General features: G+C 64.3%; 24 protein-coding genes and 1 tRNA gene. 14 read left to right on the top strand and 11 right to left on the bottom strand.

The annotated features are described in order from the left end of the window. Positions 1 to 189: 189 nt before the first annotated feature. Positions 190 to 265, bottom strand: a tRNA-Ala gene (locus J1C56_RS19930). 300 nt (positions 266 to 565) lie between these two features. On the opposite strand from J1C56_RS19930, the gene J1C56_RS19925 reads away from it, so the two are divergent. From J1C56_RS19925 to J1C56_RS19915, 3 genes are all read left to right on the top strand, one after another. Continuing rightward, a complete protein-coding gene (locus J1C56_RS19925) occupies positions 566 to 856 on the top strand; it encodes a YggT family protein (RefSeq protein ID WP_214391772.1) in 291 nt (96 codons plus the stop codon). A gap of 5 nt (positions 857 to 861) precedes the next feature. Continuing rightward, on the top strand, positions 862 to 1176 hold the full coding sequence (locus tag J1C56_RS19920) for a DUF167 family protein (protein WP_214391771.1): 315 nt from the start codon (positions 862 to 864) through the stop codon (positions 1174 to 1176). Between the two features lie 95 nt (positions 1177 to 1271). Further along, a complete protein-coding gene (locus tag J1C56_RS19915) occupies positions 1272 to 1880 on the top strand; it encodes a hypothetical protein (protein ID WP_214391770.1) in 609 nt (202 codons plus the stop codon). Positions 1881 to 1943: 63 nt separating this feature from the next. Here the strand turns inward: J1C56_RS19915 and ppa are convergent, their stop codons facing one another. The 5 genes from ppa to J1C56_RS19890 all read right to left on the bottom strand — a co-directional run bounded on the left by ppa (position 1944) and on the right by J1C56_RS19890 (position 5420). Continuing rightward, complete coding sequence (gene ppa, locus J1C56_RS19910; protein ID WP_115730301.1) at positions 1944 to 2480, bottom strand: inorganic diphosphatase; 537 nt, start codon at positions 2478 to 2480, stop codon at positions 1944 to 1946. 104 nt (positions 2481 to 2584) lie between these two features. Further along, entirely contained in the window at positions 2585 to 3091 is a 507-nt protein-coding gene (locus J1C56_RS19905; RefSeq protein ID WP_067956474.1) for a GNAT family N-acetyltransferase, read from the bottom strand. A gap of 131 nt (positions 3092 to 3222) precedes the next feature. Continuing rightward, positions 3223 to 3861 carry a TPM domain-containing protein gene (locus tag J1C56_RS19900; protein ID WP_214391769.1) on the bottom strand — a complete coding sequence of 213 codons (639 nt, stop codon included), beginning with the start codon at positions 3859 to 3861 and terminating at the stop codon, positions 3223 to 3225. A gap of 6 nt (positions 3862 to 3867) precedes the next feature. Then, positions 3868 to 4743: a TPM domain-containing protein gene (locus tag J1C56_RS19895; RefSeq protein WP_246591597.1), complete on the bottom strand. Its 876-nt coding sequence runs from the start codon at positions 4741 to 4743 to the stop codon at positions 3868 to 3870. 41 nt (positions 4744 to 4784) lie between these two features. Continuing rightward, the gene (locus J1C56_RS19890) at positions 4785 to 5420 is read right to left on the bottom strand and encodes a LemA family protein (RefSeq protein WP_214391767.1); all 636 of its coding nucleotides are present in this window, start codon (positions 5418 to 5420) and stop codon (positions 4785 to 4787) included. Between the two features lie 103 nt (positions 5421 to 5523). Here J1C56_RS19890 and J1C56_RS19885 point away from each other — a divergent pair, with 103 nt between their 5' ends. From J1C56_RS19885 to J1C56_RS19865, 5 genes are read left to right on the top strand one after another with little or no spacing between them, the layout of a single operon-like run. Further along, positions 5524 to 5781, top strand: a complete 258-nt coding sequence (locus J1C56_RS19885; RefSeq protein WP_214391766.1) for a hypothetical protein — start codon at positions 5524 to 5526, stop codon at positions 5779 to 5781. 2 nt (positions 5782 to 5783) lie between these two features. Beyond that, positions 5784 to 6005: a hypothetical protein gene (locus J1C56_RS19880; RefSeq protein WP_214391765.1), complete on the top strand. Its 222-nt coding sequence runs from the start codon at positions 5784 to 5786 to the stop codon at positions 6003 to 6005. After that, on the top strand, positions 6005 to 6907 hold the full coding sequence (gene pdxY, locus J1C56_RS19875; RefSeq protein ID WP_214391764.1) for a pyridoxal kinase PdxY: 903 nt from the start codon (positions 6005 to 6007) through the stop codon (positions 6905 to 6907). Before J1C56_RS19880 ends, pdxY begins: the two co-directional genes overlap by 1 nt. Next, positions 6904 to 7656 (top strand): DUF429 domain-containing protein, encoded by a 753-nt coding sequence (locus J1C56_RS19870; RefSeq protein ID WP_214391763.1) that lies wholly within the window; start codon positions 6904 to 6906, stop codon positions 7654 to 7656. Before pdxY ends, J1C56_RS19870 begins: the two co-directional genes overlap by 4 nt. 27 nt (positions 7657 to 7683) lie before the next feature. After that, positions 7684 to 8088: a DUF4440 domain-containing protein gene (locus J1C56_RS19865; RefSeq protein WP_214391762.1), complete on the top strand. Its 405-nt coding sequence runs from the start codon at positions 7684 to 7686 to the stop codon at positions 8086 to 8088. Here J1C56_RS19865 and J1C56_RS19860 read toward each other — a convergent pair. Then, positions 8085 to 9341: a multidrug effflux MFS transporter gene (locus J1C56_RS19860; protein WP_214391761.1), complete on the bottom strand. Its 1257-nt coding sequence runs from the start codon at positions 9339 to 9341 to the stop codon at positions 8085 to 8087. The two genes, J1C56_RS19865 and J1C56_RS19860, sit on opposite strands and share 4 nt — an antisense overlap. Beyond that, entirely contained in the window at positions 9338 to 9814 is a 477-nt protein-coding gene (locus J1C56_RS19855) for a MarR family winged helix-turn-helix transcriptional regulator (protein WP_214391760.1), read from the bottom strand. The genes J1C56_RS19860 and J1C56_RS19855 overlap by 4 nt, the downstream gene beginning before the upstream one ends. A gap of 131 nt (positions 9815 to 9945) precedes the next feature. On the opposite strand from J1C56_RS19855, the gene J1C56_RS19850 reads away from it, so the two are divergent. The 3 genes from J1C56_RS19850 (at position 9946) to typA (ending at position 15136) form a co-directional block, all read left to right on the top strand. Beyond that, positions 9946 to 12000, top strand: coding sequence for a M3 family metallopeptidase (locus J1C56_RS19850; RefSeq protein ID WP_214391759.1), 2055 nt, complete (start codon positions 9946 to 9948; stop codon positions 11998 to 12000). Positions 12001 to 12214: 214 nt separating this feature from the next. Then, entirely contained in the window at positions 12215 to 13174 is a 960-nt protein-coding gene (locus J1C56_RS19845) for a small ribosomal subunit Rsm22 family protein (RefSeq protein ID WP_214391758.1), read from the top strand. Between the two features lie 132 nt (positions 13175 to 13306). Continuing rightward, entirely contained in the window at positions 13307 to 15136 is a 1830-nt protein-coding gene (gene typA / locus J1C56_RS19840) for a translational GTPase TypA (protein WP_214391757.1), read from the top strand. A gap of 69 nt (positions 15137 to 15205) precedes the next feature. Here typA and J1C56_RS19835 read toward each other — a convergent pair whose 3' ends face one another. Beyond that, entirely contained in the window at positions 15206 to 15520 is a 315-nt protein-coding gene (locus J1C56_RS19835) for a YciI family protein (RefSeq protein ID WP_214391756.1), read from the bottom strand. 206 nt (positions 15521 to 15726) lie between these two features. On the opposite strand from J1C56_RS19835, the gene J1C56_RS19830 reads away from it, so the two are divergent. The 3 genes from J1C56_RS19830 to J1C56_RS19820 all read left to right on the top strand — a co-directional run bounded on the left by J1C56_RS19830 (position 15727) and on the right by J1C56_RS19820 (position 22813). After that, the gene (locus J1C56_RS19830) at positions 15727 to 16338 is read left to right on the top strand and encodes a LysE family translocator (protein ID WP_214391755.1); all 612 of its coding nucleotides are present in this window, start codon (positions 15727 to 15729) and stop codon (positions 16336 to 16338) included. Positions 16339 to 16526: 188 nt separating this feature from the next. Then, complete coding sequence (locus J1C56_RS19825) at positions 16527 to 21320, top strand: NAD-glutamate dehydrogenase (protein ID WP_214391754.1); 4794 nt, start codon at positions 16527 to 16529, stop codon at positions 21318 to 21320. Positions 21321 to 21436: 116 nt separating this feature from the next. Continuing rightward, positions 21437 to 22813 carry an MFS transporter gene (locus J1C56_RS19820; protein WP_420797415.1) on the top strand — a complete coding sequence of 459 codons (1377 nt, stop codon included), beginning with the start codon at positions 21437 to 21439 and terminating at the stop codon, positions 22811 to 22813. Positions 22814 to 22874: 61 nt separating this feature from the next. Here J1C56_RS19820 and purH read toward each other — a convergent pair whose 3' ends face one another. Both purH and J1C56_RS19810 read right to left on the bottom strand, forming a co-directional pair. Next, a complete protein-coding gene (purH, locus tag J1C56_RS19815; protein ID WP_214391752.1) occupies positions 22875 to 24491 on the bottom strand; it encodes a bifunctional phosphoribosylaminoimidazolecarboxamide formyltransferase/IMP cyclohydrolase in 1617 nt (538 codons plus the stop codon). 123 nt (positions 24492 to 24614) lie between these two features. Then, a complete protein-coding gene (locus J1C56_RS19810; RefSeq protein ID WP_214391751.1) occupies positions 24615 to 26345 on the bottom strand; it encodes a heparinase II/III family protein in 1731 nt (576 codons plus the stop codon). Between the last annotated feature and the right edge of the window lie 32 nt (positions 26346 to 26377).

Genomic DNA, 26377 nt, shown 5'->3' with positions numbered 1-26377 from the left:
GCCGACCAGCCAGCCCGGTCGTTCATGGGTCGAGATCGGCCAGGGCGAGGTCGAGCGAAGGGGCAGGGTGTTGGCGCTGGCCATGGAGGAATGCTTGCGGCGCGGCAGCATGAGCGTCGCCAGGTTGTTTGCTACAGAGCCACCAGCTCGTAGCCGTCTGCCTTTTCCAGAACCGATGAGATATTCCGCTGGTGGAGCTGAGGAGGATCGAACTCCTGACCTCGTCATTGCGAACGACGCGCTCTCCCAGCTGAGCTACAGCCCCGTCCAGCGGATGGGCGCATTTATTGGCGGCGAGCGGCGTCTGTCAAGCGAGCAGTTGACGTAGGGGCGATATCGCCTGCGCCATGGCCCCACTGGTTGTGTCAGGTCGGTGATCGAAGAGGCGATGGAGCGCGGTCCGCAGGCGAAACGGGGCTGCGAGGGCCTCGAGAGAGAGATGAAACCCTGCACTGACGGGTATCCGCAAGAGCGGCCAGAATGGCGGAAGGAGCTGGTTAGGCCACGCGGGGCTTGCCGCTCAGGCGTGCAATGGCTAAATGTCGGCAATTCATTGGAGAACGGCATGCTCGCCCTCATTCAGACGATCGTTCTGGCCCTAGACCTGTACTGGTGGATCATCATCGCCTCGGCGATCTTCTCCTGGCTCTATGCCTTCAACGTGGTCAACCCGCGCAACCAGGTCGTCGGCACCATCGGCAACATGCTGTACAGGCTGACCGAGCCGGCGCTCAAGCCGATCCGCCGATTCATGCCCGATCTCGGCGGCATCGACATCTCGCCGATCGTCCTTTTGCTCATCCTGTTCTTCATCCGCCAGTTCATCGCGACCACTATCGCGCCGATGGTGCTCTGACCGGCTTGTCCGGTTGCTTCCGCCTCCGTGAGGACGGCGTCGATCTGTTCGTCAGGCTGACGCCGAAATCGTCGAAGGATGCGGTCGAAGGCGTCGAACATACGGCCGACGGACGCTGTCATTTTGCAGCGCGGGTGCGCGCCGTGCCTGAAAAGGGCGACGCTAATGCCGCGCTGGAGAAGCTGTTTGCGGACGAGCTCGGCATTCCCAGAAAATCCATAAAGGTGGTCGCCGGCGGCACGTCGCGGCTGAAGACCGTTCGTATCACCGGCAATGCCAGCGAGCTTGCCAGGCTGATGGCGGAGTTTGCCAGGCGCTGAGCCCGCGCTCTGGCTTGCGCGGCTCGGGTGCGACATACTCCGGTTGCATGCGCGCGGGATGCTGCGCGCATTGTCGGCTTGGAGGGAGGCGCGGAATGCGGAAGCATGTCTTGGCACTGGCCCTTGCCATGCCGTTGCACCAGGCCGCGGCGGAAGAAATCTCCAGCGTCTATGTCGAGACCAAGACCGAGACGGACTGCGTGATCTTCGACAAGGCCGGCACTGACGACGGCGACTATGCCAACATGGTCTGCCCGGGATATCGCGGCTACCCGGTGCTGGTGTTTTCAGCCGATCTCAGGGAATCCGTGTTCTACGGTTTTCCACCAGCGGATTTCGTCGATATTCCCTGGCAGAGCTTCGAGACGTTCAACAGAAGTGCCGGCAAGGCCGAATGGCGCATTTCGAGCCATGACGGCAAGGTGATCCCGTTCGCCACCATCCGCCGCTGGTATGTGCAGGCTGACGTCGAGGGCAAGGACAAGGAAATCGAGGTGCTGGTGGTGACAAAGGTCGGGCAGCCCGGCAAGGCCGATGGCTGCGTGGTGGCGCTGGTGATGGCGACAGGCGAGCCCAAGGCCAACGAACTGGCGCGGAAGATCGCCGACGAACAGGTTCGCGACTTCGCCTGCGGCTCGGACGAGAGGGTGGTCGTCGGCGAGCCGATGCCGGTGTTTTACTCGGAAGGCAAGACAAAGAATTAGGGCGCGGCCGGCAATGCCGAACCGCGCCCTGCAATCACTTGGAAACGCTTGAAGCTGGAAGCCTCAGGCCTTCAGGGCCTTGGCGCGGTCGATCGCCTCGACGATCATCTTTTTGGCGTAGGCCGCATCGTGCCAGCCGCCGATCTTGACCCACTTGCCGGGCTCGAGATCCTTGTAGTGACCGAAGAAGTGCTCGATCTGCTGTAGCGTGATCTCGGGCAGGTCGGTGTGGTTGAAGACGTTCTCGTAGCGGCGGGTCAGCTTGGGCGACGGCACGGCAATGACCTTCTCGTCCTGGCCGGCATTGTCTTCCATCACCAGCACGCCGATCGGGCGCACGTTGATGACGCAACCGGGGATGAGCTGGCGGGTGTTGCAGACCAGGACGTCGATCGGATCGCCATCGCCGGAGAGCGTGTGCGGCACGAAGCCGTAGTTACCCGGATAATGCATCGGGGTGTAGAGGAAGCGGTCGACGACGAGCGTGCCGGCTTCCTTGTCCATCTCGTACTTGATCGGCTGGCCGCCGACAGGCACTTCGACGATCACGTTGACGTCTTCAGGCGGATTCTTGCCGATCGAAATCGCATCGATGCGCATGGGGAAGCTCCAGAATTAAAGGTGCCTCCCGATAAACGCCTTGGGGCGCGTGTGCAATGCAATATTGATGTCTGGGGTGTGCGACGAAAGGCTTGCCTTCGCGATCATTCCCAGACGAAAGCGACTTTCTTCAGCGCCTTGTGGTCGAAAACCTCGACGCCTTCAGCGATGTCGCGGCCGCCGGCCCCGGAATAGAAGGCCAGCGCGTTGTCGTTTTCCTCGAGCGCCCAGACCACCATGCCCTTGAGGCCGTGGTCGGCGAGGCGCTGGCGGGCGGCGGCGAACAGCCGGCTGCCGAGACCGATGCCCTGGCATTCGGGGCGCAGGTAGAGTTCGTAGATCTCGCCCTGCTGCTTGAGCTCGCGGGCGCGGTTGCGGCCGAGCGTGGCGTAGCCGGCGATCTTGCCGCCGATCTCGATGACGAGGACCGTCGCGGCGCGCCGGATGGCATTGGCCCACCATTCGCCGCCGCGGCGGTTGATCATGGTGGTCAGCGCGCGATGCGGGATGATGCCGGAGTAGGCACCGCGCCAAGCCTCGTGATGAACCTCGGCGATGGCATCGGCATCGCGGGGCTCGGCTTTTCTGATGTCTATGGTCAGCGTGTTCATAGTTTTTTAACCATAAACCGCGTCGCGGCCGTTGCAAAGTGTCCGCGAACGTAGCTGCGGGCCTTTCACATGATCGGGAATGAAGATCAGGACGCAGTGTGTCCAAATGGACTCACCGGGCGATGCTTGACCTAGATTTCGACGAGGTGGTCGTCGAGTTCGTTGGCATCATGCTCGGACACGGGGAAATGCGCCGAGAGCAGGCCGCCGACCGTCGAGATGGCAGCGACGAAGCCATCGGCCAGGCGATTTTCGCCGGCATGGCGGATCAGGCCGGCAACAATGCCGTCCCATTTGTCCTGCGGCACCTTGGCGTCGATGCCGGCATCGGCGACGACTTCGGCATAACGTTCGGCCAGGGACACGAAGATCAGCACACCGGTGCGCTCCGTCGTCAGGTGGACGTTGCGGGCGTAGAACTGCCTGAGCGCGTTGTCATGCGCTGCGCGGTAGAGCAGGTTGCGCGGCACCAGCCAGATGCGCAAACCGGGCATCCACCACAGCAATGCGCAGGCAGCCGCAAGGGCGAGCAGCTGGACGATGACGAAATGCGGCAGCCTGACCGCGACCCACCAGTATTCAAGCGCGAAGGCGGCGGCGAGGCTGACCAGCAGGATGCCGAGGGTAACGGCAAAGGCAGCAGTGAAGAAATAGCCGTCGCTGCGGTGGGCAACGACGCAGTAGATCTCGCCCGATGTTTCGGCTTCGGCAGCGCGGATGGCAGTGGCGATGCGTTCGTGGTCACCTGCGTTGAGCGTGGTCTGGGTCATGTCGTCCTACCAGCTCCCCGAAGAACCGCCGCCGCCGGAGGAGCCCCCTCCACCGGAGAAGCCACCGCCGCCCGACGACCCGCCGCCTGATGACCAGCCTCCGCCACCACCCGAGGACCAGCCGCCTGATGACGAGCCCGAGCGCTGATTGTAGTTGAAGGTCATGCCGAGCCAGGTGTAGCGGCCGGGGCCAAGCTTGCGGCCGTAGATGCGCGGCAGGATCGCCATGGCGATGCCGCCGACGAACAGGACTGCCCACAGCGCGATGAAGACGAAGAAGATGATGTCGTCTTCGCTCATGCCCGAAATGCCGGTCTGCTCGTTGCGCTTGGCGCGTGCCTCAAGCTCGGCGCCTTCGCCCTCGACGACCATGACGACGTCGTCGACAGCCCTGGAGATGCCGCCGGCAAAATCGCCGGCGCGGAAGGCCGGCACCATGGTGTTTTCGATGATCAGCTTGGTGTGCAGGTCGGTGAGCACACCTTCGAGGCCGTAGCCGACCTCGATACGCATGCGCCGGTCATTGGGCGCCACGATCAGCAGCACGCCATTGTCCTCGCCGGCCTGGCCGAGCTTCCAGGCGCGGAACAGGCGGTTGGCGTAGGGCTCGATTTCTTCGCCGTCGAGGCTCGGGATGGTGGCGACGACGATCTGGTCGGAGGATTTCTGCTCGAATGCTGCAAGCTTCTGCACCAGCTCGGCTTCGGTGGCGGCGTCGATGATGCCGGCATTGTCGACGACGCGGCCGGTGAGGGCGGGCAGTTCGGCGGCAAGGGCGGCGAAGGGGACCAGCAGGAAGCAGAACAAGGTGACAATGGCATGGAGGCCGAGGCGCTTGCGCACCCCGTTCTCGCCTGACCATACGCTTGCGCTCAAGGCCATCTCTGCAACTTTACCGGGGGGGCCTGCGACGCCTGTCGTCCTCATCCGCCCTGGCTGGTGCCGAAATTCACCTTGGGCGCCTCGAGCTTGTCTTCGGCGACGGTGAAGTTCTGGAACGGCTGGTTGCGGAACCAGAGCGTGTTCCAGATCATGGCCGGGAAGGTCTTGAGCGAGGTGTTGTAGACGCGCACCGTCTCGATGTAGTCGCGGCGGGCAACGGCAATGCGGTTTTCGGTGCCTTCGAGCTGCGCCTGCAAGGCGAGGAAATTCTGGTTGGCCTTGAGGTCGGGGTAATTTTCGACAACGGCGAGCAGGCGTGACAGCGCGCTGGTGAGACCCGCCTGGTTGTCCTGGAACGCCTTGAAGGCGTTGGGATCGGTAAGTGTTTCGGGCGTCACCGTGACCTGGGTTGCCTTGGCGCGGGCCTCGACGACGCCTTCGAGCGTTTCCTTTTCATGCGAGGCATAACCCTTCACCGTCTCGACCAGGTTGGGGATGAGGTCGGCGCGGCGCTGGTACTGGTTCAGCACTTCGCTCCAGGCGGCCTTTGCCTGCTCTTCCTGGGTCGGGATGGTGTTGTAGCCACAGGCCGACAGCACCGGCATGATGATCGCCAGAAGGACGAAAGCCGGGAGCAGGCGGAAAGCAGGAAGTGCCGACGAAGCTTGCATGCGCATCTGATTGTCCTCGACAAAGCAACTGATGCGACAGCATTATCGAAAAACATGGCCGGAGAAAACCGGCGTTTGATTTGGCGCTGATGCCGGGAGAAATGTGACGATGGCGTCGCCAAGAGACAGCGACAGCGAAAAGGAATCACGCCGCATCCTCGACCGCATTGCGCGTGAGAGCGAGCCGGGCGGCGCTTCCTTCGTGTCGCGCAAGACAGACAAGATGCGTAGTCACCTCGCCGCCGCCGACGTCGACAAGGCTGACCCGATCGAGCATATCGGCACGCGCATCGGCCGCATCCTCGGCTTTGTCCTGACCGTTGGCCTGCTGCTGTGGCTGATCAATTATCTCGTTCGAGGCGGATAGTGGTGACGGGCAGTGAGGACGAGGGGCCGGCGGAGTCTCGGCGCATCCTCGAACGGCTGTCGCGTGAGAGCGACCATGGCGGCCGTTCGTTTGTCGCTCGCCACAAATATGCTTCTGAAGAAAAGGGCGAGACGGCCAATGGCCTGCTCATTCTGCTGGGCGCCGTGCTGGCCATCGCGCTTTTCTTCTGGTTCTTGTCTTACATAGCGGTGGTAAAATCCTGATGAGCATTGGACAGCCCGGCGCGCCACGCGCGGTCATCGTGGTGTCGAGCCATGTCGCGCGCGGTTCGGTCGGCAACCGTGCCGCGGTGTTTGCGCTTGAAACGCTTGGCCACCCGGTCTGGGCGGTGCCGACGGTGATGCTGCCGTGGCATCCCGGCCATGGCCGCGCAACGCGCATCGTGCCACCGACCGAACAGTTTGCTGCCTTCATGGCCGATCTCGAACGGGCGCCGTGGCTGGGCGAAGTCGCGGCGGTGCTGTCGGGTTATCTCGGCGAAGCCGGCCAGGTCGAGGCCGTTGCCTCGCTGGTCGAGGCGGTGAAGGCGAAAAACCCGAAGGCGCTTTATGTCTGCGATCCTGTGATCGGCGATTCCGGCGGACTCTATGTTGCCGAAGCTCTCGCTGCCGGCATCCGCGACCGGCTGCTGCCCTTGGCCGATATCGCCACCCCAAACCGCTTTGAGCTGGAGTGGCTGTCGGGCGCCAAGGCCGACGACATGCGCTCGACCATGGCGGCAGCACTTGGGCTCGGGCCGGCAACGATGCTGGTGACTTCGGCGCATGCGATGATGGCCAATGGCACCGGCAATCTGCTGGTTACCCAGACGCAGGCGCTGCTGGCCGAACATCGAACGGTCGAGCGGCCGCCGAACGGGCTCGGCGATCTCAGCGCCGCGGTCTTCCTGGCGCGACTGCTCGCCGGCCACACGCCGGCCAAGGCGCTGCAGTCGACCACGGCTGCGGTCTACGAGATCCTGGCGCGCACCTCCAAGCGCGGAGGCGACGAGCTTCAGCTCGAAACGGACGCACAGAGCCTGTCGCACCCGATGGCGATGGTCGAGCTGCGCACGCTCATCCATCCCTCGAGGAGCCGAAAACCCGGCCAGGAATCAGGGGCGTGACGACTGCCGGCGTCGATGGCTGCAAGGCCGGCTGGATCGCGGTGATCCGCAACGACGCCGGGACGAAAGCGCAGGTTTTCGGCAGCTTCGAAGCACTGCTGGCGGCAATGCCTGGCGACGCGGTGGTGGTGGTCGACATGCCGATCGGCCTGCCGGACTTCACAACCAAGGGCGGGCGCGGACCGGAAGCCCTGGTACGGCCATTGCTCGGGCAGCGGCAGTCGAGTGTGTTTTCGATCCCGTCACGGGCCGCGGTTCATGCCGAGACCGCTGATTTTACCGACCTCGAAACATGGTACTCGGCGCATCGCCGGTCGAGCGAGGTGGCGATGCAGACGTCGGAGCCGCCGCGCGGCGTGTCGATCCAGGCCTTCGGCATCTTTTCCAAGATCCGCGAGATCGACGCGCTGATGATGGCGCGACCCGAATTGCGCGAACGGGTGATCGAATCGCATCCCGAAGTGGCGTTCTGGCGGCTCAATGGCGGGCAAGCGATGAGCCTGCCCAAAAAGATCAAGGGTCGCGTGAATGTCGATGGCATGGAGGAGCGCAAGTCGCTGCTGGCGCGCGTCGGCCATGACCGCAGCTTCCTCGACCAGCCGCCGCCGCGCGGCGCGGCTGCAGACGATTTCCTCGACGCCTGTGCGATGATGCTGATCGCCGAACGGCACTGCCGCGGAGAAACCACGAGTTTTCCGTCGCCGCCGGGGCGCGATATCCATGGCATTCCTGTCGCGATCTGGGTTTAATGCCCCTGTCCGAGATGGAGGCGTGCGATGATGCCCATTCGTACGATGGCGGCCGCCCTGGCGCTGCTGGCGACTGTCAGCGCCGTTGCGCAGGAAAGCATCGTCGACCGCTGGTATGCGGCGTTGCTCAAGGCGGACGCTCCGGCCCTTTCGCAACTGCTGGCTGACAACGCGACGATACGGCTCGACGACATCGGCGTGACCCAGAGCAAGGCCGAGTTCATCGCCTCGATGGACGAATGGCAGGCAGCGGTGAAGGGCGCCAAGATCCGCCACAAGATCGAAGCGGAAATGGGCGACACTGTTGTGGTGCGGACCTGCTACGACTTTCCCAACAATGACATGACGACGCGCGAGACCTTCACCACCAGGAGCGGGGTCATCGTCGCCAACACGCAGATGACGATCGGCGAGAACTGCGACGGCTTCTAGGCCTGCGTCAGGCGCGTCATCAACGATGGTTCCGGCAGCCGGCGCCAGACTAGCCATGAGACGATGGCGATCAGGCCCATGATAGGGATGACGGTCGCGAGCGCGTTGACCGGGTCGCCCATCAATGCCGCCGCCGCGCCGCCGACCATGCCGGCGCCCATCTGGAAAAAGCCCATCATGGCGGATGCAGCCCCGGCATTTTCCGGGAAAGGCGCCATCGCTGCCGTCATCATCGCCGGCGAGATCATGGCGATGCCGAAGGCGTAGATGCCGACCGGAACCATGACGAGCAGGAAGCTGGGCTCATAGGTCCTGAGCAGGATGGCCATGGCGATCGAGCCGATGGCCACGAAAACCAGGCCGACCGGCACCATCCGCGTGGCGCCGTAGCGCTTCATGAAGATGCGCATGACGATGGCGCCAGCCATGAAGTTGGCGGTCTGCATCAGCATGCCGACGCCGAACTGGGTGGGCGTGAGGCCGACGCGCTCCATCAGGATGAAGGCCAGCACCGTGGCCTGGGTGTAGATCGCGCCTGTCGTGCCGGCGATGACCAGGCAGCAGAGCACGAAATAGGGGCTGCGGAACAGGGAGCCGTAGGAGGTGAGGAGTGCTGCCGGCCGGATGCGGCTGAGATCGCGCGTCACCGTTTCACGCAGGGCGAAGATCGCGACCAGCATGACCACGCCGCCGAGCAGCACCATCACGATGAAGATGGCGTGCCAGCCAAAGAACTCCATGGTCAGGCCGCCGAGAGTGGGGGCGATGGCAGGGCCGAGCGCCAGAAGGATGCCGATCATGTTCATGATGCGGGCAGAACGTTCATGCGTGAAGACGTCGCGAACGACGGCGCGCGCCACCGAAACGCCAACGGCGGCGCCGACGCCCTGGAGAAAACGCGCCACGACCAATGTTTCGATGTTCGGCGCCATCAGCGCCAGCACGCTTGCGGCAAGATAGATCGCCATGAAGGCGAGCGTGATCGGGCGGCGGCCGAAACCGTCGGAGAGCGGGCCGCAGACGAGCTGGGCGAAGGCGAAGCCGCCGAAATAGAGCGACAGCGTCATCTTGACCGCGGCTTCGGTGGTGCCGAAGGCCTGGACGATCTCGGGCATGGCAGGGGTGAACAGCGCCAGCGAGATCGGACCGATCGCGACCATCAGGCCGCCGATCAGCGACACCCGGCGTTCGCTCATGATCGGCGCGGTTTCGACGAGGTCCAGCGCCGGGTTTATGTCGGTGCGCATGTTCATGCCGCCGCGTCCTCGCCCGAAAGCGCTTCGGTGCGCGTGGCGAGCAGGTTGGCGCGGGCTGACCGCAGCGAAACGAGGAGGCGCTGCCAGTCGTCGGGATCGATGCCAAGCGCGGCCTCGCTGCGGATCGCCGCGGCGATGGGCTCGATCTGCCTGACGACGGTGGAACCTGCTTCGGTGAGGGTGACCAGCTTGGCGCGGCGATCGGCCGGATCGGGCTGGCGCTCGACGAAACCCTTGGCTTCGAGCCGGTCGACGAGACCGCTCAGTGTCATCGCCTCGACGCCCAGGCGCTCGGCCAATGCCGTCTGGCGAATGGGGCCGGTGCGGCTGACATTGAGCAGCGCGCGGCCTTCGCCGGTGGTCAGGCCGAGGCCGGCCTCCGTGGTGCGGCGGTCCATCTCGGCGCGGATGATGCGCGACAGATCGTTGACGATGAAGCCAAACGTGTCGGTCTCGGGGGTTGCAGGCATATTAGTAAGTAATCCTTATTATATGGCTTACTTAGTTTACCATGGGCGACGAGTCAATGCGGTTGCGCAGCTTCCGGTCCGGCCCTACATCGAGGCTGTCCGCACTGAATGCCAATCGAGGAAGCCATTCCATGTCCGCCAGCCAGAACATCGATCTCGCGCGCCATCCGCTGACACACTGGGCCGGGCCGCTTGGCCTGCCGGAATTCGACAAGATCGAAGACAGCGAGTTCGGTCCGGTGTTCGATGCCGCGCTTGCCGCGCATGCCGCCGAGGTCGAGGCGATTGCCGCCAATGCCGAGCAGGCGACGGTTGCCAACACGCTCGAGGCGCTGGAACTGGCGGGCCAGCCGCTCGATCGCGTATCGTCGATCTTCTGGTGTCGTGCCGGCGCCCACACGAACGATGCGATCCAGGCGATGGAGCGCGAGATTTCGCCGAAGATGGCCCGCCATTTCTCCGCGATCTCGATGAACGACAAGCTGTTTGCACGCATAAATGACCTCTACTCCCGCCGCTCTTCGCTCGGCCTCGACCCCGAGACGCTGAGGGTGCTGGAAAAGACCTGGAAAGGCTTCGTCCGTTCGGGTGCCAAGCTCGACCCCGAGGGCAAGAAACGGCTTGCGGCGATCCAGGAGGAGCTTGCCTCGCTGGGCGCGAAGTTCGGCCAGAACGTGCTTGCCGACGAAAAGGAATGGGTGCTGTTCCTCGACGAGGCTGACCTCGCCGGCCTGCCGGAATTCGTGCGCGGAGCGATGGCCCAGGCGGCCGAGACGCGCGGCCAGAAGGGCAAATACGCCGTCACGCTCTCTCGCTCGATCTACGAGCCCTTCACGACCTTCTCCGAGCGCCGCGACCTGCGCGAAAAGGCGTTCAAGGCCTTTGCCGGTCGTGGTGAAACAGGTGGCAAAACCGACAATGCCGACGTCGTGCGCGACACGCTCAGCCTCCGCGCCGAAAAGGCAAGGCTGCTCGGCTATGGCAGCTACGCGGCGCTGAAGCTCGACGACACCATGGCCAAGACGCCGAAGGCGGTGATGGAGCTGCTCGAACCGGTGTGGAACAAGGCGCGCGAAAAGGCGGCTGCCGACGAGGCGGACCTGCAGCGGCTGGCAGCAAGCGCTGGCAGCAACGACAAGCTTGCCGCCTGGGACTGGCGTTTCTACCAGGAGAAGCTGCGGGCCGAGAAATACGCCTTCGACGAAGCCGAGCTGAAGCCTTATCTCCAGCTCGAAAAGATCATCGATGCCTGTTTCGACGTCGCGACTCGTCTCTTCGGCATCACCTTCAAGGAAGTGTCCGGCATCCCTGCCTGGCATCCCGATGCCAGGGTGTTCGAGGTGTTCAACGCCGACGGCAGCAAGCGCGGGCTGTTCCTCGCCGACTATTTCGCGCGGCAATCGAAGCGCTCGGGTGCCTGGATGAGCGCGCTGCAGTCTGGCTACAAGCTCGGCGAAGGCTCGACGCCTGTCATCTACAACATCATGAACTTCGCCAAGCCGGCGGAAGGCGAGCCGGCGCTGCTGTCGCTCGACGAGGCAAAGACGCTGTTCCACGAATTCGGCCACGCCCTGCACGGCATGCTGACCGACGTCACCTGGCCGTCGGTGGCGGGAACCTCGGTCAGCCGCGACTTCGTCGAACTGCCGTCGCAGCTTTACGAGCATTGGCTGACGGTGCCGGCGGTGCTGGAAAAGCATGCGCTGCACTACAAGACCGGCAAGTCGATGCCGAAGGAACTGCTCGACAAGATGCTGGCGGCCAAGACCTTTGGCGCCGGTTTTGCGACGGTGGAGTTCACCTCGTCGGCGCTTGTCGACATGGCCTATCACGCGCGTCCCGACGCGCCTGCTGACCCGGTCGCGTTCGAAGCCAAGACGCTGGATGATCTCGGCATGCCCGAGGCAATCGTCATGCGCCATCGCACGCCGCACTTCCTGCACGTGTTTTCGGGCGAGGGCTATTCGGCCGGCTACTACTCCTACATGTGGTCGGAGGTGCTCGACGCGGATGCCTTTGCCGCCTTCGAGGAGACTGGCGACGCGTTCAACCCCGGCATGGCCGAGAAGCTGCGCAAGCACATCTATGCCGCCGGCGGATCGGCCGATCCGGAAGAGCTCTACAAGGCCTTCCGCGGCAAGATGCCGTCGCCGGAGGCGATGATGGAAAAGCGCGGGCTGAACTGACCTCCCGGCTTGGCAGGCTCTGTTGCGAACTACCCCCACCCCTATCCCCCCCCCCACAAGGGGGAGGGGGACTTGGCGGCACCGCAGGCTGGGCTCGACTTTGACGTCTGGACGGCAGAGATAACGACGGCGCGCGTCCCCTCCCCCTTGTGGGGAGGTGTAGGGGTGGGGGTACTAACGCGACCAAGGGTATTGGCTAGGAGCCGCATAGAAAATGGAACTACCGGCAGCATTGCGGGCGGCGGTCGATCGAGCGCTGGAGGGTGTGCAGCTCGCCGAGCTGCAGCGTGCGGCCGACACCTTGTCGAGTCGCTATCGCGCCGAGACGCGCGACGGAAAGCTGCATCTGTCCGACGAGATGTTCGCCAACGCCTATCTGGCGACGCGGCTGCCAGCGACGTTTGCCGCCGTGCGGGCAAGTCTGGAGAGTGCCGCCGAGCTGATGCCGGAGTTCGAGCCGAAAAGCCTGCTCGACGTCGGTGCCGGTCCCGGCACGGCGCTTTGGGCGGCTTCGGATTGCTGGCCGACGATTGCCTCGGCGACGATGCTCGAAGGCAGCCAGTCTATCCGCAAGGTTGGCGTGGAACTGTCGGCGCATTCTGCTGTCGCGCATGTCGAATGGCGCGCGGCTGATGCCGCCAAGAGTTTCGAGGCCGACAAGGCCGACCTGGTGACGCTGGCCTATGTGCTCGACGAGTTGTCGCCGGCCGAGGGGCTGGCGCTTGTCGAGCGGTTGTGGGCAGCCACAAATGGCCTGCTGGTGGTTATCGAGCCAGGCACGCCGGCTGGTTGGCGGCGGATGATGGCGGTGCGTTCGCGGCTCATAGAACTGGGTGCGTATCTAGCGGCGCCATGTCCGCATAGCCGGAGCTGTCCGATCGTCGAACCCGACTGGTGCCATTTTTCGCGGCGTGTGGCGCGTTCGCGGCTGCATCGGCTGACCAAACGCGGCGAGGTGCCGTGGGAAGACGAAAAATACATCTTCCTGGCCGCGTCGCGGATGCCGGCTGAAGCATTCCATGCGCGGGTACTGGCGCCTGCGCGCGGCGGATCGGGAAAGATTCATCTCAAGCTGTGCCAGGAAAATGGTTCGATTGACGAAAAGCTGCTAACCAAACGCGACGGCGAGCTGTTCAAGACGGCGCGCCGGGCCGACTGGGGTGACGTTTTGTAGCGTTGCCGGGATACGGAAAATCAGCCGATTTGCCCGCCCCCCTTTCGCATTTGCGAAAAAACCTGTATGAGCCCGCCCACACGAAACGCGGCGCGTCGACAGGCTGTGCCCGCAACGCTCCCGAGTAGATATATGAACCTCCGCAATATCGCGATCATCGCGCACGTCGACCATGGCAAGACCACGCTCGTCGATGCGCTCCTCAAGCAATCCGGCTCGTTCCGTGAAAATCAGCGCGTTGCAGAACGCGCGATGGATTCGAACGATCTCGAAAAGGAACGCGGCATTACCATCCTTGCCAAGGCGACTTCGGTCGACTGGAAGGAAACCCGCATCAATATCGTCGACACCCCGGGCCACGCCGATTTCGGTGGCGAGGTCGAGCGTATCCTGTCGATGGTCGACAGCGCGATCGTTCTTGTCGACGCCGCCGAAGGCCCGATGCCGCAGACCAAGTTTGTCGTCGGCAAGGCGCTCAAGGTCGGCCTGAAGCCGATCGTCGTCATCAACAAGATCGACCGTCCCGACGCCCGCCACCAGGAAGTCATCAACGAGGTGTTCGACCTGTTCGCAGCGCTCGACGCCACCGACGAACAGCTCGACTTCCCGATCCTCTACGGTTCGGGCCGCGATGGCTGGGTCTCCGAGAATCCGGAAGGCCCGAAGGACCAGGGTCTCGCACCGCTGTTCGACCTCGTGCTCAAGCATGTTCCGGCGCCGACCGTTCACCCCGGCCCGTTCCGCATGATCGGCACCATTCTCGAGGCAAACCCGTTCCTCGGCCGCATCATCACCGGCCGCATCGAATCCGGCACGCTGAAGTCCAACATGCCCGTCAAGGTGCTGCACCATGACGGCACGCTGCTCGAAACCGGCCGCATTTCGAAGATCCTGGCCTTCCGCGGTCTCGAGCGCCAGCCGATCGAAGAAGCGCAGGCAGGTGACATCGTCGCCATTGCCGGCCTTTCCAAGGGCACCGTCGCCGACACCTTCTGCGACCCGGCCGTCACCGAGCCGCTGCATGCGCAGCCGATCGACCCGCCGACCGTCACCATGTCCTTCATCGTCAATGACTCGCCGCTGGCCGGCACCGAAGGCGACAAGGTCACCAGCCGCGTCATCCGCGACCGTCTGCTCAAGGAAGCCGAAGGCAACGTCGCCCTCAAGATCGAGGAATCGGCTGACAAGGATTCGTTCTACGTTTCCGGCCGTGGCGAGCTTCAGCTGGCCGTGCTGATCGAAACGATGCGCCGCGAGGGCTTCGAGCTTGCCGTGTCGCGTCCGCGCGTCGTCATGCAGAAGGACGAGAACGGTGAACTGCAGGAGCCGGTCGAAGAGGTCGTCATCGACGTCGACGAGGAGCATGCCGGTGTCGTCGTGCAGAAGATGTCGGAGCGCAAGGCCGAGATGGTCGAGCTGCGTCCTTCGGGCGGCAACCGCCAGCGCCTGGTGTTCCATGCGCCGACGCGCGGCCTGATCGGTTACCAGTCCGAGCTTCTGACCGATACGCGCGGCACGGCGGTGATGAACCGCCTGTTCCACTCCTATCAGGCCTACAAGGGCGAGCTTCCCGGCCGCACCAACGGTGTTCTGATCTCCAACGAGCAGGGCGAGTCGGTGGCTTTCGCCATGTGGAACCTCGAAGATCGCGGCCCGATGGTCATCGACGCCGGCGTGAAGGTCTATCAGGGTATGATCATCGGCATCCACAGCCGTGACAACGACCTTGAGGTCAATGTGCTGAAGGGCAAGAAGCTGACCAACATCCGCGCCGCCGGCAAGGATGAAGCAGTGCGCCTGACGCCGCCGATCCGCATGACGCTGGAACGCGCCCTGGCCTGGATCCAGGACGACGAGCTGGTCGAGGTGACGCCGAAGACCATCCGCCTGCGCAAGCTCTATCTCGACCCGAACGAGCGCAAGCGCTTCGAGAAATCCTCGAAGACCGCTGGCGCTGCATAAGCTTCGCGGCACGAATCAAAAGGGCGTCTCCGCTGGAGGCGCCCTTTTTTGTTTGAGGCGATGGCAAACTCACATCTCGATGATCGGGGCGACCTCGACGGACCCGCCGGCGACAAGGATCGGGCAGCCCTTGGCGATGCGGGCGGCGTCGGCAGGGTCTTTGGCATCAAATACCGAATAGCCGCTGACCGGATTGGCGCCGCCGTCATTGGTGACGGCGCCGTTGGCGGCAACGGTCTGCGACTTGCCGACCGGATTGCCTCCGTCGACGACGGCTGCGCCGAGCGAAGCGAACCAGTCCATCCAGGCCTTCATCACCTTTGCGCCTTCTTCTTCAGACTGCGGCATCGCACCGCCGTGATAGACGAAGAGAAACTTGGCCATGACGTCTCCTCCATGGCGTACCGACATGCCGGCCACCCGGCATCGTGCCTGCGCGCGGGCTATTCATTCGCCGGGGACCTGTCATGGGCAAGCCGGTTTATCTCCGATCTCGCAAAGTTGAAGGCAGAGGGTCGCCATTTCGACTGCCAGTTGCAAGTTTGGCGGCATGCCGTAAGTTTCTTCGATCACCTATTCAGGGAAAGACGATGGAACCGACTTCGCTTTTGATCTTTGCCGGTGCTCTTCTTGTCGCCGCCGGCTCGCCTGGGCCGTCGATCGCCGCACTTGTGGCACGGGTCGTCACCAAGGGCTTTCGCGACGTGTTGCCGTTCCTGGCGGCGATGTGGATCGGTGAGGCAATCTGGCTGTCGCTGGCTGTGTTCGGCCTCGCCTTCGTGGCGCAGTCGTTCCACATGGCCTTCGTCGTCGTGAAATGGGCCGGTGTCGCCTACCTCGTCTACCTCGCCTGGAAGATGTGGACAGCACCTGTCGAGGCGCGTGAAGGCGAGATGCCCAGCCAGGACTCCCCGCTCAAGCTGTTTGCCGCCGGCATGGCCGTGACGCTCGGCAATCCCAAGATCATGATGTTCTACCTCGCGCTGCTGCCGACCATCATCGACCTTGCTTCGGTGTCGATCGTCGGCTGGCTCGAACTGACGCTGACAATGGCAGCGGTACTGATCGCCATCGACCTGTGCTGGGTGTTTGCAGCAGCACAGGCGCGCAAGCTTTTGCGGAGCAAGCGGGCGATGCGAATCGCGAATCGGGTCAGCGCTACGACGATGGCGGGGGCTGCCGCGGCGATTGCCGCGAGGTAAAGCCGAAATTTTTATCAGCCTGCGTGCGCAGCGTTCCTTGTGGACGCTGCGTCAGCCTGTTTCGTGGGCATTTTCTGCCTGCTGCCTAGGCGTTTTTCCCAACCTTCCGTCAAACCTTTGTCGCTAAAGGCAGGCCATCTGCTACGATAGTCGTAAAAGCATGTGACGGGACGGGAGATACTAGCGTCATGGCCGCACCAATGAAGTCGAAGGCGAAATCCGCCAAGACTGCATCCGCCTCCAAATCCTCCAACAGACCTCCCCAGCTGCTCGAATTGCTGCTTGCCCGGGCCCCGGCCGAGGATGTGGCCGATTACGAGCCAGGCATGCTGGAACGCGCGGCGCAACTGGCCGAGCAGGCGGTGCTCAAGCATCGCAAGGGCTCCTCGGTGATCGACATCGAGACCGATGCCGGTGTCGTTCGCCACGGTCGGCCGGTGACGGTCGTTACCGTCGTCAACGACAACATGCCGTTCCTGTTCGATTCGGTGCTTGGCGAGATCACCGAGGCGGCCGGCGAGCCGGTTCTGGTGACCCATCCCGTCATCATGGTGCGCCATGGCCGCACCGGCGTCGACGAGATCCTGAGCGACGGCGGCACCCATAGAGGCGAAGAGGCAGCCGACAAGGTCAGCGTCATCCATGTCCATATTCCGCCGCTCGGCAAGGACGCCGCCGAAGCGTTGCGCGAGCGGCTGAAGAAGCTGCTCGGGCAGGTTCGCGCCGCCGTGACCGACTGGAAGCCGATGCTGGCGCGGCTCGATCAGGCGATCTCAGAATTCCGCTATGCGCCGATCCCGCTCGACAAGAATGCGGTGACCGAAGCGATCGCCTTCCTCGAATGGCTGCGCGATGACAATTTCACCTTCCTCGGCATGCGCGAGTTCAAATATTCGGGCGGCGAAAAGAGCGGCATGCTGGAGCGCGCGGACAAGCCGGGCCTCGGCATCCTCGCTGATCCCGATGTGCTGGTGCTGCGCCGCGACACCATCGACGCGACATCGACGACGCCCGAAATCCGCGCCTTCCTGCACGGCCCGGACCCGCTGATCGTCACCAAGGCCAATGCCAAGTCGGTGGTGCACCGCCGCGCCTATCTCGATTACATCGGCATCAAGGCCTATGACGCCAAGGGCCAGCTCTCGGGCGAGCTGCGCATCGTCGGCCTGTTCACCTCGACCGCCTACACGCGTTCGGTGATGAAGATCCCCTATCTGCGCTCCAAGGCCGAGACGGTGGTGCACAAGTCGGGCTTCGACCCTGCCGACCATTCCGGCAAGGCGTTGATCAACGTGCTGGAATCCTACCCGCGCGACGAGCTGTTCCAGATTGCAGTGCCGACTTTGCGCAAGCATGCCGAGGCGATCCTGGGCCTTGTCGAACGGCCGCGGGTGCGTGCGCTGGTCCGCGTCGACCAGTTCGACCGCTTTGTCTCGGTGCTGATCTTCGTGCCGCGCGACCGCTACGATTCCGTGGTTCGCGAAAAGATCGGCGCCTATCTCAAGAAGGCCTTCGAAGGGCGCTTGTCTGCTTACTACCCGGCGTTCCCGGAAGGCGGGCTGGCACGCGTGCACTTCATCATCGGCCGTTCCGGCGGCAAGACGCCGAAGGTCGAGCAGACTGCGATCGAGGCGGCGCTCCGCGACATTGTCACGACCTGGGAAGACGGGTTACGCGAGGCGTCGGCCGAAGCCGGCACGTCGACTGCACTGGTGGCGGTCGCCAACCAGTTTCCCGAGGACTACCGCAACAGCTTCTCGCCGGCAGCAGCGCTGCTGGATGCCCAGCGGATTGCCACGATCAACCCGGCCAATCCGATCGTCATCGACTGCTATCGCGACACCGGCCAGGCGCCGGCGCAGGCCTCGCTGAAGATTTATCATCATGGTGCGCCGGTGGCGCTGTCGCGGCGCGTACCGCTGCTTGAGAACATGGGCTTCCGCGTCATCAGCGAACGCACTTTCGAGATTGGCGAGAAGGGCGAAAGCCAGATCTTCATTCACGACATGGAACTGGAGAACGCCTACGGCCAGCCGATCGATCTCGCCGACGGCGGAGCGCTGTTCGAAGAGGTGTTCCTGTCGGTCTGGACCGGCGACGCCGACAATGACGGCTATAATGCACTGGCCCAGACGGCCGGGCTCGGTTCCAACGAAATCGTCATCCTGCGCGCCTATGGCCGCTATTTGCAGCAAGCTGGCATTCCGCAGAGCCAGGATTTCATCGCGGCAGCACTGAACCGCTATCCCGACATCGCGCGTGGCCTGCATGCGCTTTTCCTGGCCAGGCTTGATCCGGCACAGGAAAAGGACGGGCTGGTCACCGCCAAACACCTCAAGGCCAAGATCAAGGATGCGCTCGAGGCTGTTCCGAACATCGACGACGACACCATCATCAGGCGCTATGTCAACCTGATCGAGGCGTCGCTGCGGACCAACCACTTCGTCTCAGGCAAGAAGGAGCGGGGCCAGTCGCTGGCGATCAAGCTCGACTCGCGCAATGTTGAGGGCCTGCCCGAGCCGCGGCCGTGGCGCGAGATCTTCGTATATGGTTCCGAGGTCGAGGGGCTGCATCTGCGTTTCGGCGCGGTGGCGCGTGGTGGCCTGCGCTGGTCGGACCGTGCCCAGGACTACCGCACCGAGGTGCTCGGCCTGGTCAAGGCGCAGCAGGTCAAGAACGCTGTCATCGTGCCCGTCGGCGCCAAGGGCGGCTTCTTCCCCAAGCGCCTGCCGGTTGGCGGTAGCCGCGACGCGGTGTTCGAGGCCGGCAAGGCGGCCTATGTCAACTTCGTCTCCAGCCTGCTGTCGATCACCGACAACCTCGACGGCGACAAGGTCGTGCCGCCAAAAGGCGTGGTACGCCGCGACGTCGACGATCCGTACTTTGTCGTTGCCGCCGACAAGGGCACCGCGACATTCTCCGATACGGCCAACGGGATCAGCGAGAAGCACGGCTTCTGGCTCGACGATGCTTTCGCCTCTGGCGGTTCGGCCGGCTACGACCACAAGAAGATGGGCATCACGGCGCGCGGCGCCTGGGAGGCGGTCAAGCGACACTTCCGCGAGATGAACCGCGACATCCAGACGACGCCGTTCAGCGTTGTCGGCGTCGGCGACATGTCGGGCGACGTGTTCGGCAACGGTATGCTGTTGTCGGAACAGACGCGGCTGATCGCCGCCTTCGACCATCGCGACATCTTCATCGATCCCGAGCCCGACATGGCGGCGTCCTTTGCCGAGCGCAAGCGCATGTTCGACCTGCCACGCTCGAGTTGGCAGGACTATGACAAGTCGAAGCTGTCGGAAGGTGGCGTGATCGTTTCGCGCGCCCAGAAGTCGGTGACGCTGCCCCAGGCGGCTGCGACGGCGATCGGCCTCGCCAAGACGACGGCGTCGCCGACCGAGATCATGAACGCCATCCTGCGCGCGCAAGTCGACCTGTTGTGGTTCGGCGGCATCGGCACCTATGTCCGGGCAACTGGTGAAACCAACCAGGAAGTCGGCGACCGCGCCAATGATGCGATCCGCGTCACCGCCACCGACCTTAGGGTCAAGGTGATCGGCGAGGGTGCCAATCTCGGTACCACGCAGCGTGCGCGCATCGAGTTCGGCCTCAAGGGCGGGCGCTGCAACTCGGATGCCATCGACAATTCGGGCGGCGTCAATTCGTCCGACGTCGAGGTCAACATCAAGATCGCCCTGGCCTCGGCGATGCGCAAAGGCACGCTTCAGCGGCCGGCGCGCAACAAGTTCCTCGCCGAAATGACCGAGGAGGTTGCCGGACTGGTGCTGGCCAACAACTACGAGCAGACGCTGGCGCTGTCGGTTGCCGCCAAGCGCGGCCTGCAGGACATCGCGCATCAGGGCCGCTTCATGAGCGCGCTGGAAGCACGTGGGCTGCTCGACCGGGCGGTGGAAAACCTGCCTTGGCCGCCGGCCCTGGCTGAACGCCAGACGCGTGGCGAACCGCTGACCCGCGCTGAGCTCGGCGTGCTGCTCGCCTATGCCAAGATCGTGCTGTTCTCCGACATCGTTGCCAGCGACGTTCCTGACGAGGCGCATTTCGAACGCGATCTGCTCGGCTATTTCCCCGAGCGCATGGCCAAGAAGTACGCTGCAGAGATCGGCGGTCACCGGCTGCGGCGTGAGATCATCGCGCGTGTCGTCGCCAACGATCTCGTCAACCGCGGCGGTCCGTCCTTCGTCAACCGGCTGCAGGAAGCGAGCGGCCGTTCGGCGGCCGATGTGGTGCGGGCCTTCGCCGTCGTTCGCGACGGTTTTGCCTTGCCGGCGCTCTATCGCGAGATCGACGCGCTCGACAATGTCGTCGACGGTACGCTGCAGCTCGACCTCTACCAGGCGGTGAGCCGGCTGATCTTCGGTACCAGCGGCTGGTATCTCAGGAACGAGCAGAGCGATACGCCGTTGGCGAGCCGCATCGCCGAACTGCAGGAAGCGCGCGCGGCACTGGAGCCAAAATTCTCCGGCATGCTGCCGGCCTTCACCCGCGAGCGCATCGAAAACCGCAAGGCGGGCTTTGCCGCTGCCGGCGCGCCGGAGAAGCTGGCCGAGCGGCTATCGCTGCTCGAAGTCGGCGAACTGGTGCCCGACATCGCGCTGGTGGCGAAGACCGCGAAGGCCGACATCCTGGCAGCGGCGAAGGCGTTCTTCGGCGTCAGCGAGGCGTTCCGCATCCCGCGTATCGAAGATGCCACCCATGCCATTGCCACCTCGGACTATTACGAGGGGCTGGCGCTGTCGCGGGCATCCGACACCATCGGTGCCGCGCGACGTGGCATCGCGGTTGCGGCCTTGACCGGTTTCGGCACAGCTGCCGATCCGGTGGCGGCATGGCTCGAAGCGGGCGGGGAACGCATCAACCGCACCCGCGAAAGGCTGCAGGCCCTGACCGAAGGCGGCGACATCACCGTGTCGCGCCTGACGGTGGCCGCCGGCCTGATGAGCGACCTGTCGGGCCGCTGAGCCTTGCTATAAGGCCTGCCACGGTTGCCTGTGGCAGGCATTTTCCTCAAGGACCACGCAAGCGAACTGCGCTATAGCTCCAGACAACGCGCTGATGCGGCGCGCGCGGAGGGATGATGGCTGACACGATGGTGGTTCAACGCACGCCACGGCGTGGCGTCTGGGGATGGATGTTCTTCGACTGGGCGGCGCAGCCGTTCTTCACCGTGGTCACGACCTTCATCTTCGGCCCCTATTTCGTTTCGCGCATGGCGACCGATCCGGCCATGGGCCAGGCAGCCTGGGGCTACGGCATAGCCGCAGCGGGCCTCGTCATCGCCATCCTGTCGCCGGTGCTCGGCTCGATCGCCGACCAGACCGGCCCACGCAAGCCGTGGATCGCCTCCTTCGCTGCGATCAAGATCATCTGCCTGTGCCTGCTGTGGTACGCCGAGCCCGGCTCGCCGCTGGTGCCGATCGTGCTGTTGTTCTCGCTCGCCTCGGTGGCGGCGGAATTCTCGATCGTCTTCAACGATTCGATGATGCCGCGCCTGGTGTCGAAGGAAGAGATCGGCAAGATCTCCAACATCGCCTGGGGACTTGGCTATCTCGGCGGCATGATCGTGCTGATCTTCGTCGTCGGTTTCCTTGCCGCTTCGCCCGAGACCGGCAAGACGATCATCGGCGCTGCTCCGCTGTTCGGGCTCGATCCGGCAGCGGGCGAGGACGCGCGGGCCACTGGCCCGATTTCGGCTCTTTGGTATCTGATCTTCATCCTGCCGATGTTTTTCTTCACACCCGACAGCGGCAAGGGCATCGCGATCCGCCCGGCCGTGCGGCTGGGGCTCAGCGAGCTCAAGTCGACGCTGGGCGAAGTGCGCCGGCGCACTGGCATCTTCCGCTTCCTTGTCGCCCGCATGATCTACCAGGACGGCGTCAACGCGCTGCTCGGCCTCGGCGGCGCCTTTGCCGCGGCGATGTTCGGCTGGTCGATCACCGAGATCGGCATCTACGGCATCATCCTCAATGTCGTCGCCATTTTTGGCTGCCTCGTCGCCAGCCGGCTCGACACCAGCTTCGGCTCGAAGATCGTGGTGGTGTTCTCGCTGGTGCTTTTGACGATCGCCACAATCGGCATCGTCTCGACCGGACCGGGCTATACGCTGTTCGGCCTCTGGCAGATGCCTGGCGTCGACACCAACGGACTGTTTGGAACGCCTGCGGAAAAGGCCTATATCGCCTTTGGCCTGCTTGTCGGCATCGCCTTCGGCCCGGTGCAGGCCTCGTCGCGCTCCTACATGGCGCGCAGCGTCTCGGCCGACGAGGCCGGGCGCTATTTCGGGCTCTATGCGCTGTCAGGCCGGGCGACGAGTTTTGTCGCACCCTTTACGGTTGCGACGGTCACCGCGCTCAGCGGCTCGCCACGCCTCGGCATGGCGATGATCATCATCTTCTTCGCGGTCGGTCTGGCGGTGCTGTTGAGGACGCCATATCCGGCAGATGAGGTGAAGTAGGGACGCCCCACCCCGCTCCGCTTCGCGGATCGACCCTCCCCACAAGGGGGAGGGTAAAATCTCAGTGCCTGAAATGCCTGACGCCGGTGAAGATCATGGCGATGCCATGGGCGTCGGCCGCGGCGATGACGTCGTCGTCGCGCATCGAGCCACCCGGCTGGATGACGGCCGTGGCGCCGGCCTCGACGGCCGACAGCAAGCCATCGGCGAAGGGGAAGAAGGCGTCGGAGGCGACGACAGAGCCCTTGGTCAGCGGCTCGGCGAGGCCCGCGGCTTCAGCCGCGTCCAGAGCCTTGCGCGCGGCGATGCGCGAGGAGTCGACACGGCTCATCTGGCCGGCACCGATGCCTACGGTGGCAAGGTCCTTTGCGTAGACGATGGCGTTCGACTTGACGTGCTTGGCAACGCGGAAGGCGAACTTGAGATCCTCGATCTCGCGCTGGGTCGGCTGGCGCTTGGTGACGACATTGAGGTCGAGCGTATCGATGACCGCGTTGTCGCGCGACTGGACGAGCAGGCCGCCGGCCACCGACTTGACCGTAATGCCGGCACGGTCTGGATCAGGCAGGCCGCCGGTGACCAGCAGGCGCAAATTCTTCTTGGCCGCGACGATGGCCTGGGCTTCCGGCGTGGCGTCGGGCGCGATGATGACTTCGGTGAAGGTCTTGACGATCTCTTCGGCCGCTTGCGCATCGAGGATGCGGTTGAGGGCGACGATTCCACCGAATGCCGAGACGGGATCGCAGGCCAGCGCCTTGGCGTAGGCCTCTGCGAGCGTTGCACCCTCGGCGACGCCGCAAGGATTGGCGTGCTTGATGATGGCGACTGCAGCGGTGCGGACCGGGTCGAACTCGCCGGCGAGCTCGAAGGCGGCGTCGGTGTCATTGATGTTGTTGTAGGACAGCTGCTTGCCCTGAAGCTGGGTCGCGGTGGCGACGCCGGGACGCTTGTCGCCGGTCAGGTAGAAGCCGGCTGACTGGTGCGGGTTTTCGCCATAGCGCATGACGCTCTGAAGCTTGCCGCCGAAGGCGCGCCAGTCGGGCGTGTCGATTTCGAGCGCTTCGGCGAACCAGCCCGAGATTGCAGCGTCATAGGCCGCGGTGCGGGCGAAAGCCTTGGCCGCGAGCTTCTTGCGGAACTCATAGGTCAGGCAGCCATTGTTGGCGACGATGCTGTCCAGCACATCCTTGTAGTCGGCCGGGTCGGTGACGATGGCGACATAGGCGTGGTTCTTGGCCGAGGCGCGGACCATGGCCGGGCCGCCGATGTCGATGTTCTCGACGATCGAGGCGTATTGGGCGCCCGAATTGCGCACCTCCTCGAAGGGGTAGAGATTGACCGCGACGAGGTCGATCGGCTCGATGCCGTGCTCGGCCATGGCCGCGACATGCTCGGGGTCGTCGCGGACGCCGAGCAGCGCGCCGTGGACCGAGGGATGCAGCGTCTTGACGCGGCCATCCATGATCTCGGGAAAGCCGGTGAGCTCCGAGACGTCGCGAACCGCGATGCCTTCGGCTGAAATGCTCTTGGCGGTGCCGCCAGTGGAGACCAACTCGATGCCGACATTGGCCAGGCATTGGGCGAATTCGATAAGGCCGGTCTTATCGGAAACCGACAGCAGGGCGCGGCGGATAGGCACGAGGTCGGGTGCGGGGATATTCTTGGAAACGACGGCCATGGGTGGCGGGCCCTTCAAAGTTGGGAGCGGAAACTTTGCTTGCGCGCGGCCTAGCATATGAGGCCCGGAAATCAAGGCGCCCAGCGGCGCATCGGGCCTATTTCGCTTGCGAGACGGGGGCGGTCAGCCGCGCTCGCTTTCGAGCCGGTTGATGATGCGCGTGCGCGAGAACTGCCAATGCACTTCGGAGATTTCCGATGCCTTGAACGACAGCACGATCTGGCGCGAGCGGCACGGGCCGCCGAGACCGGCGAAATAGATCGATTCCTCGACCTCGGCTGGAACGTCGGGCGAGGTGAAAACCCAGGTGTCGATGTCGGGCCCGGTCAGCACCAGGCGCTCCTTCTGGTCGCGGAACAGCTGGACGTCGGGATGGACATGGAAGCGGACGGTCACGAGGTCGCGGCCATCGTTCTTGATCGGCGTCTTGCCGGCGCGAAGAATGCGGTCAAAGCCCGACAGGATGCTGCCGCCGGCCGAAAGGCTGAGTTCGCGCTCGTGATGCAGGCCAAAGCGCTGGGCGTAGCCATCGTGGCGAGCGACGAAACCGTGGATGCCTGTCTTGTCGAAGCGCTGGGTCGACACCGACCTGGGGCCGGCATAAAGCGGACTGCCGAGCACGCCGCTGACACGTTGCGAATGGGCGAAGCTGGCCGAAGAGGTGTCGTTGATGGTGACCGTGGAGTGGGCGGCGGTGGCACGCGCCAACGGCCTGAGGTCGGCGGCACCATAGGTGTCAATGCCGGCATTGACGATGTAGTGCTGGCGGCCCGACGACATCTCGAAGGCCAGGCAGCCGGCATGGGCATGGTTCGCCACCTCGATGGGCGGGGCCGTGCCGGTGTCGGCAATCACGGTGGTGCCGCCCATGGCAAGGCGTTCATAGCCGGAATGGGTGGCGTGCAGCGGCGGTGAGCCGGCAGTGTCGTCGTGGCGCAGGATCGCGACGATGCGGTCGTGGATGGTGGCGCCCATGCCGTTGAAGCGGGCCAGGCTGCCGTCCTGGTGGCGGAAGAAGCGCAATGCCGGCAGCATGCGTTCGACGGCATTGATCAGCGCCAGCGGCGGCTGCTCGGCCTGGTTGGCGTAGGTGTGGCGCAAGGGCAGCAGGTCGGCGAGGATCTCCAGCACGGCCATCGGATTGCGCGAGATGTGTCCGCCATCGGGCAGGATCTGGCGGTCGAGCTCTTCGGCGAGGTTGCGGGTGGCCGAGCGCAGCGCGGAGACAGGTGCCGGCAAGGAGAGCGCGGCGAAGGCAAGCGCAATGCGAGCCCTGAGCCGATCCTTGCCGTCGGGCATCTCGCGCGCCATCGCCCGGAGATAGCGGATCTGCATCGCGAGTGAGCGCAGGAAGGATCGGTAGAAGGCGAATTCGGCGCCCTGCAGCACCACCGAGGAATGCTGCAGCCAGGCGATGATACGCTTGGCTGTGGTCGCAGGCTCCCAGGCCGTTCCGGATATGCGGTTGCCGTGCAGGGCGATCCAGTCGGAGACCAGGGCGCGGGCGTTGGCGGCCGCCAGCTCGGTGCCGGCAGCGCGCATGTGGCGCAGCCAGCGGAAGCCATGCAGGCTGCGCTGCCAGCCGCGATTGGGCACGTCGATCAGGAAAGGCGACTGTCCGCCGGTCTCGACCAGATGGCCGGAAAGGGGAAAGCGGCCATAGTAGATTTCGAGTGCGATCTGGGGGTCGGCAAGGCGCAGGTCGGGTGGGGCGATCAGCACGCGTTCGGGCGTTCGTCCGGAGTAGCGCCAGCTGTAAGCCGGGCCGGCGCGCAAACGCCGGCGCGCCTTGCGCCAAAACTCCTTGGCGACGAGTGCCCAAAGGCGCGTCGTGCTGTCCGCCGAGATCGACAATACCCCTCCTGACGCAACCCCACGTCGTGAAA

This window comes from Aminobacter anthyllidis, from assembly GCF_018555685.1.
GTDB lineage: Bacteria > Pseudomonadota > Alphaproteobacteria > Rhizobiales > Rhizobiaceae > Aminobacter > Aminobacter anthyllidis.
Note: the sequence above shows the minus strand (reverse complement) of the source record. Positions and strands in the feature narration are given on the sequence as shown.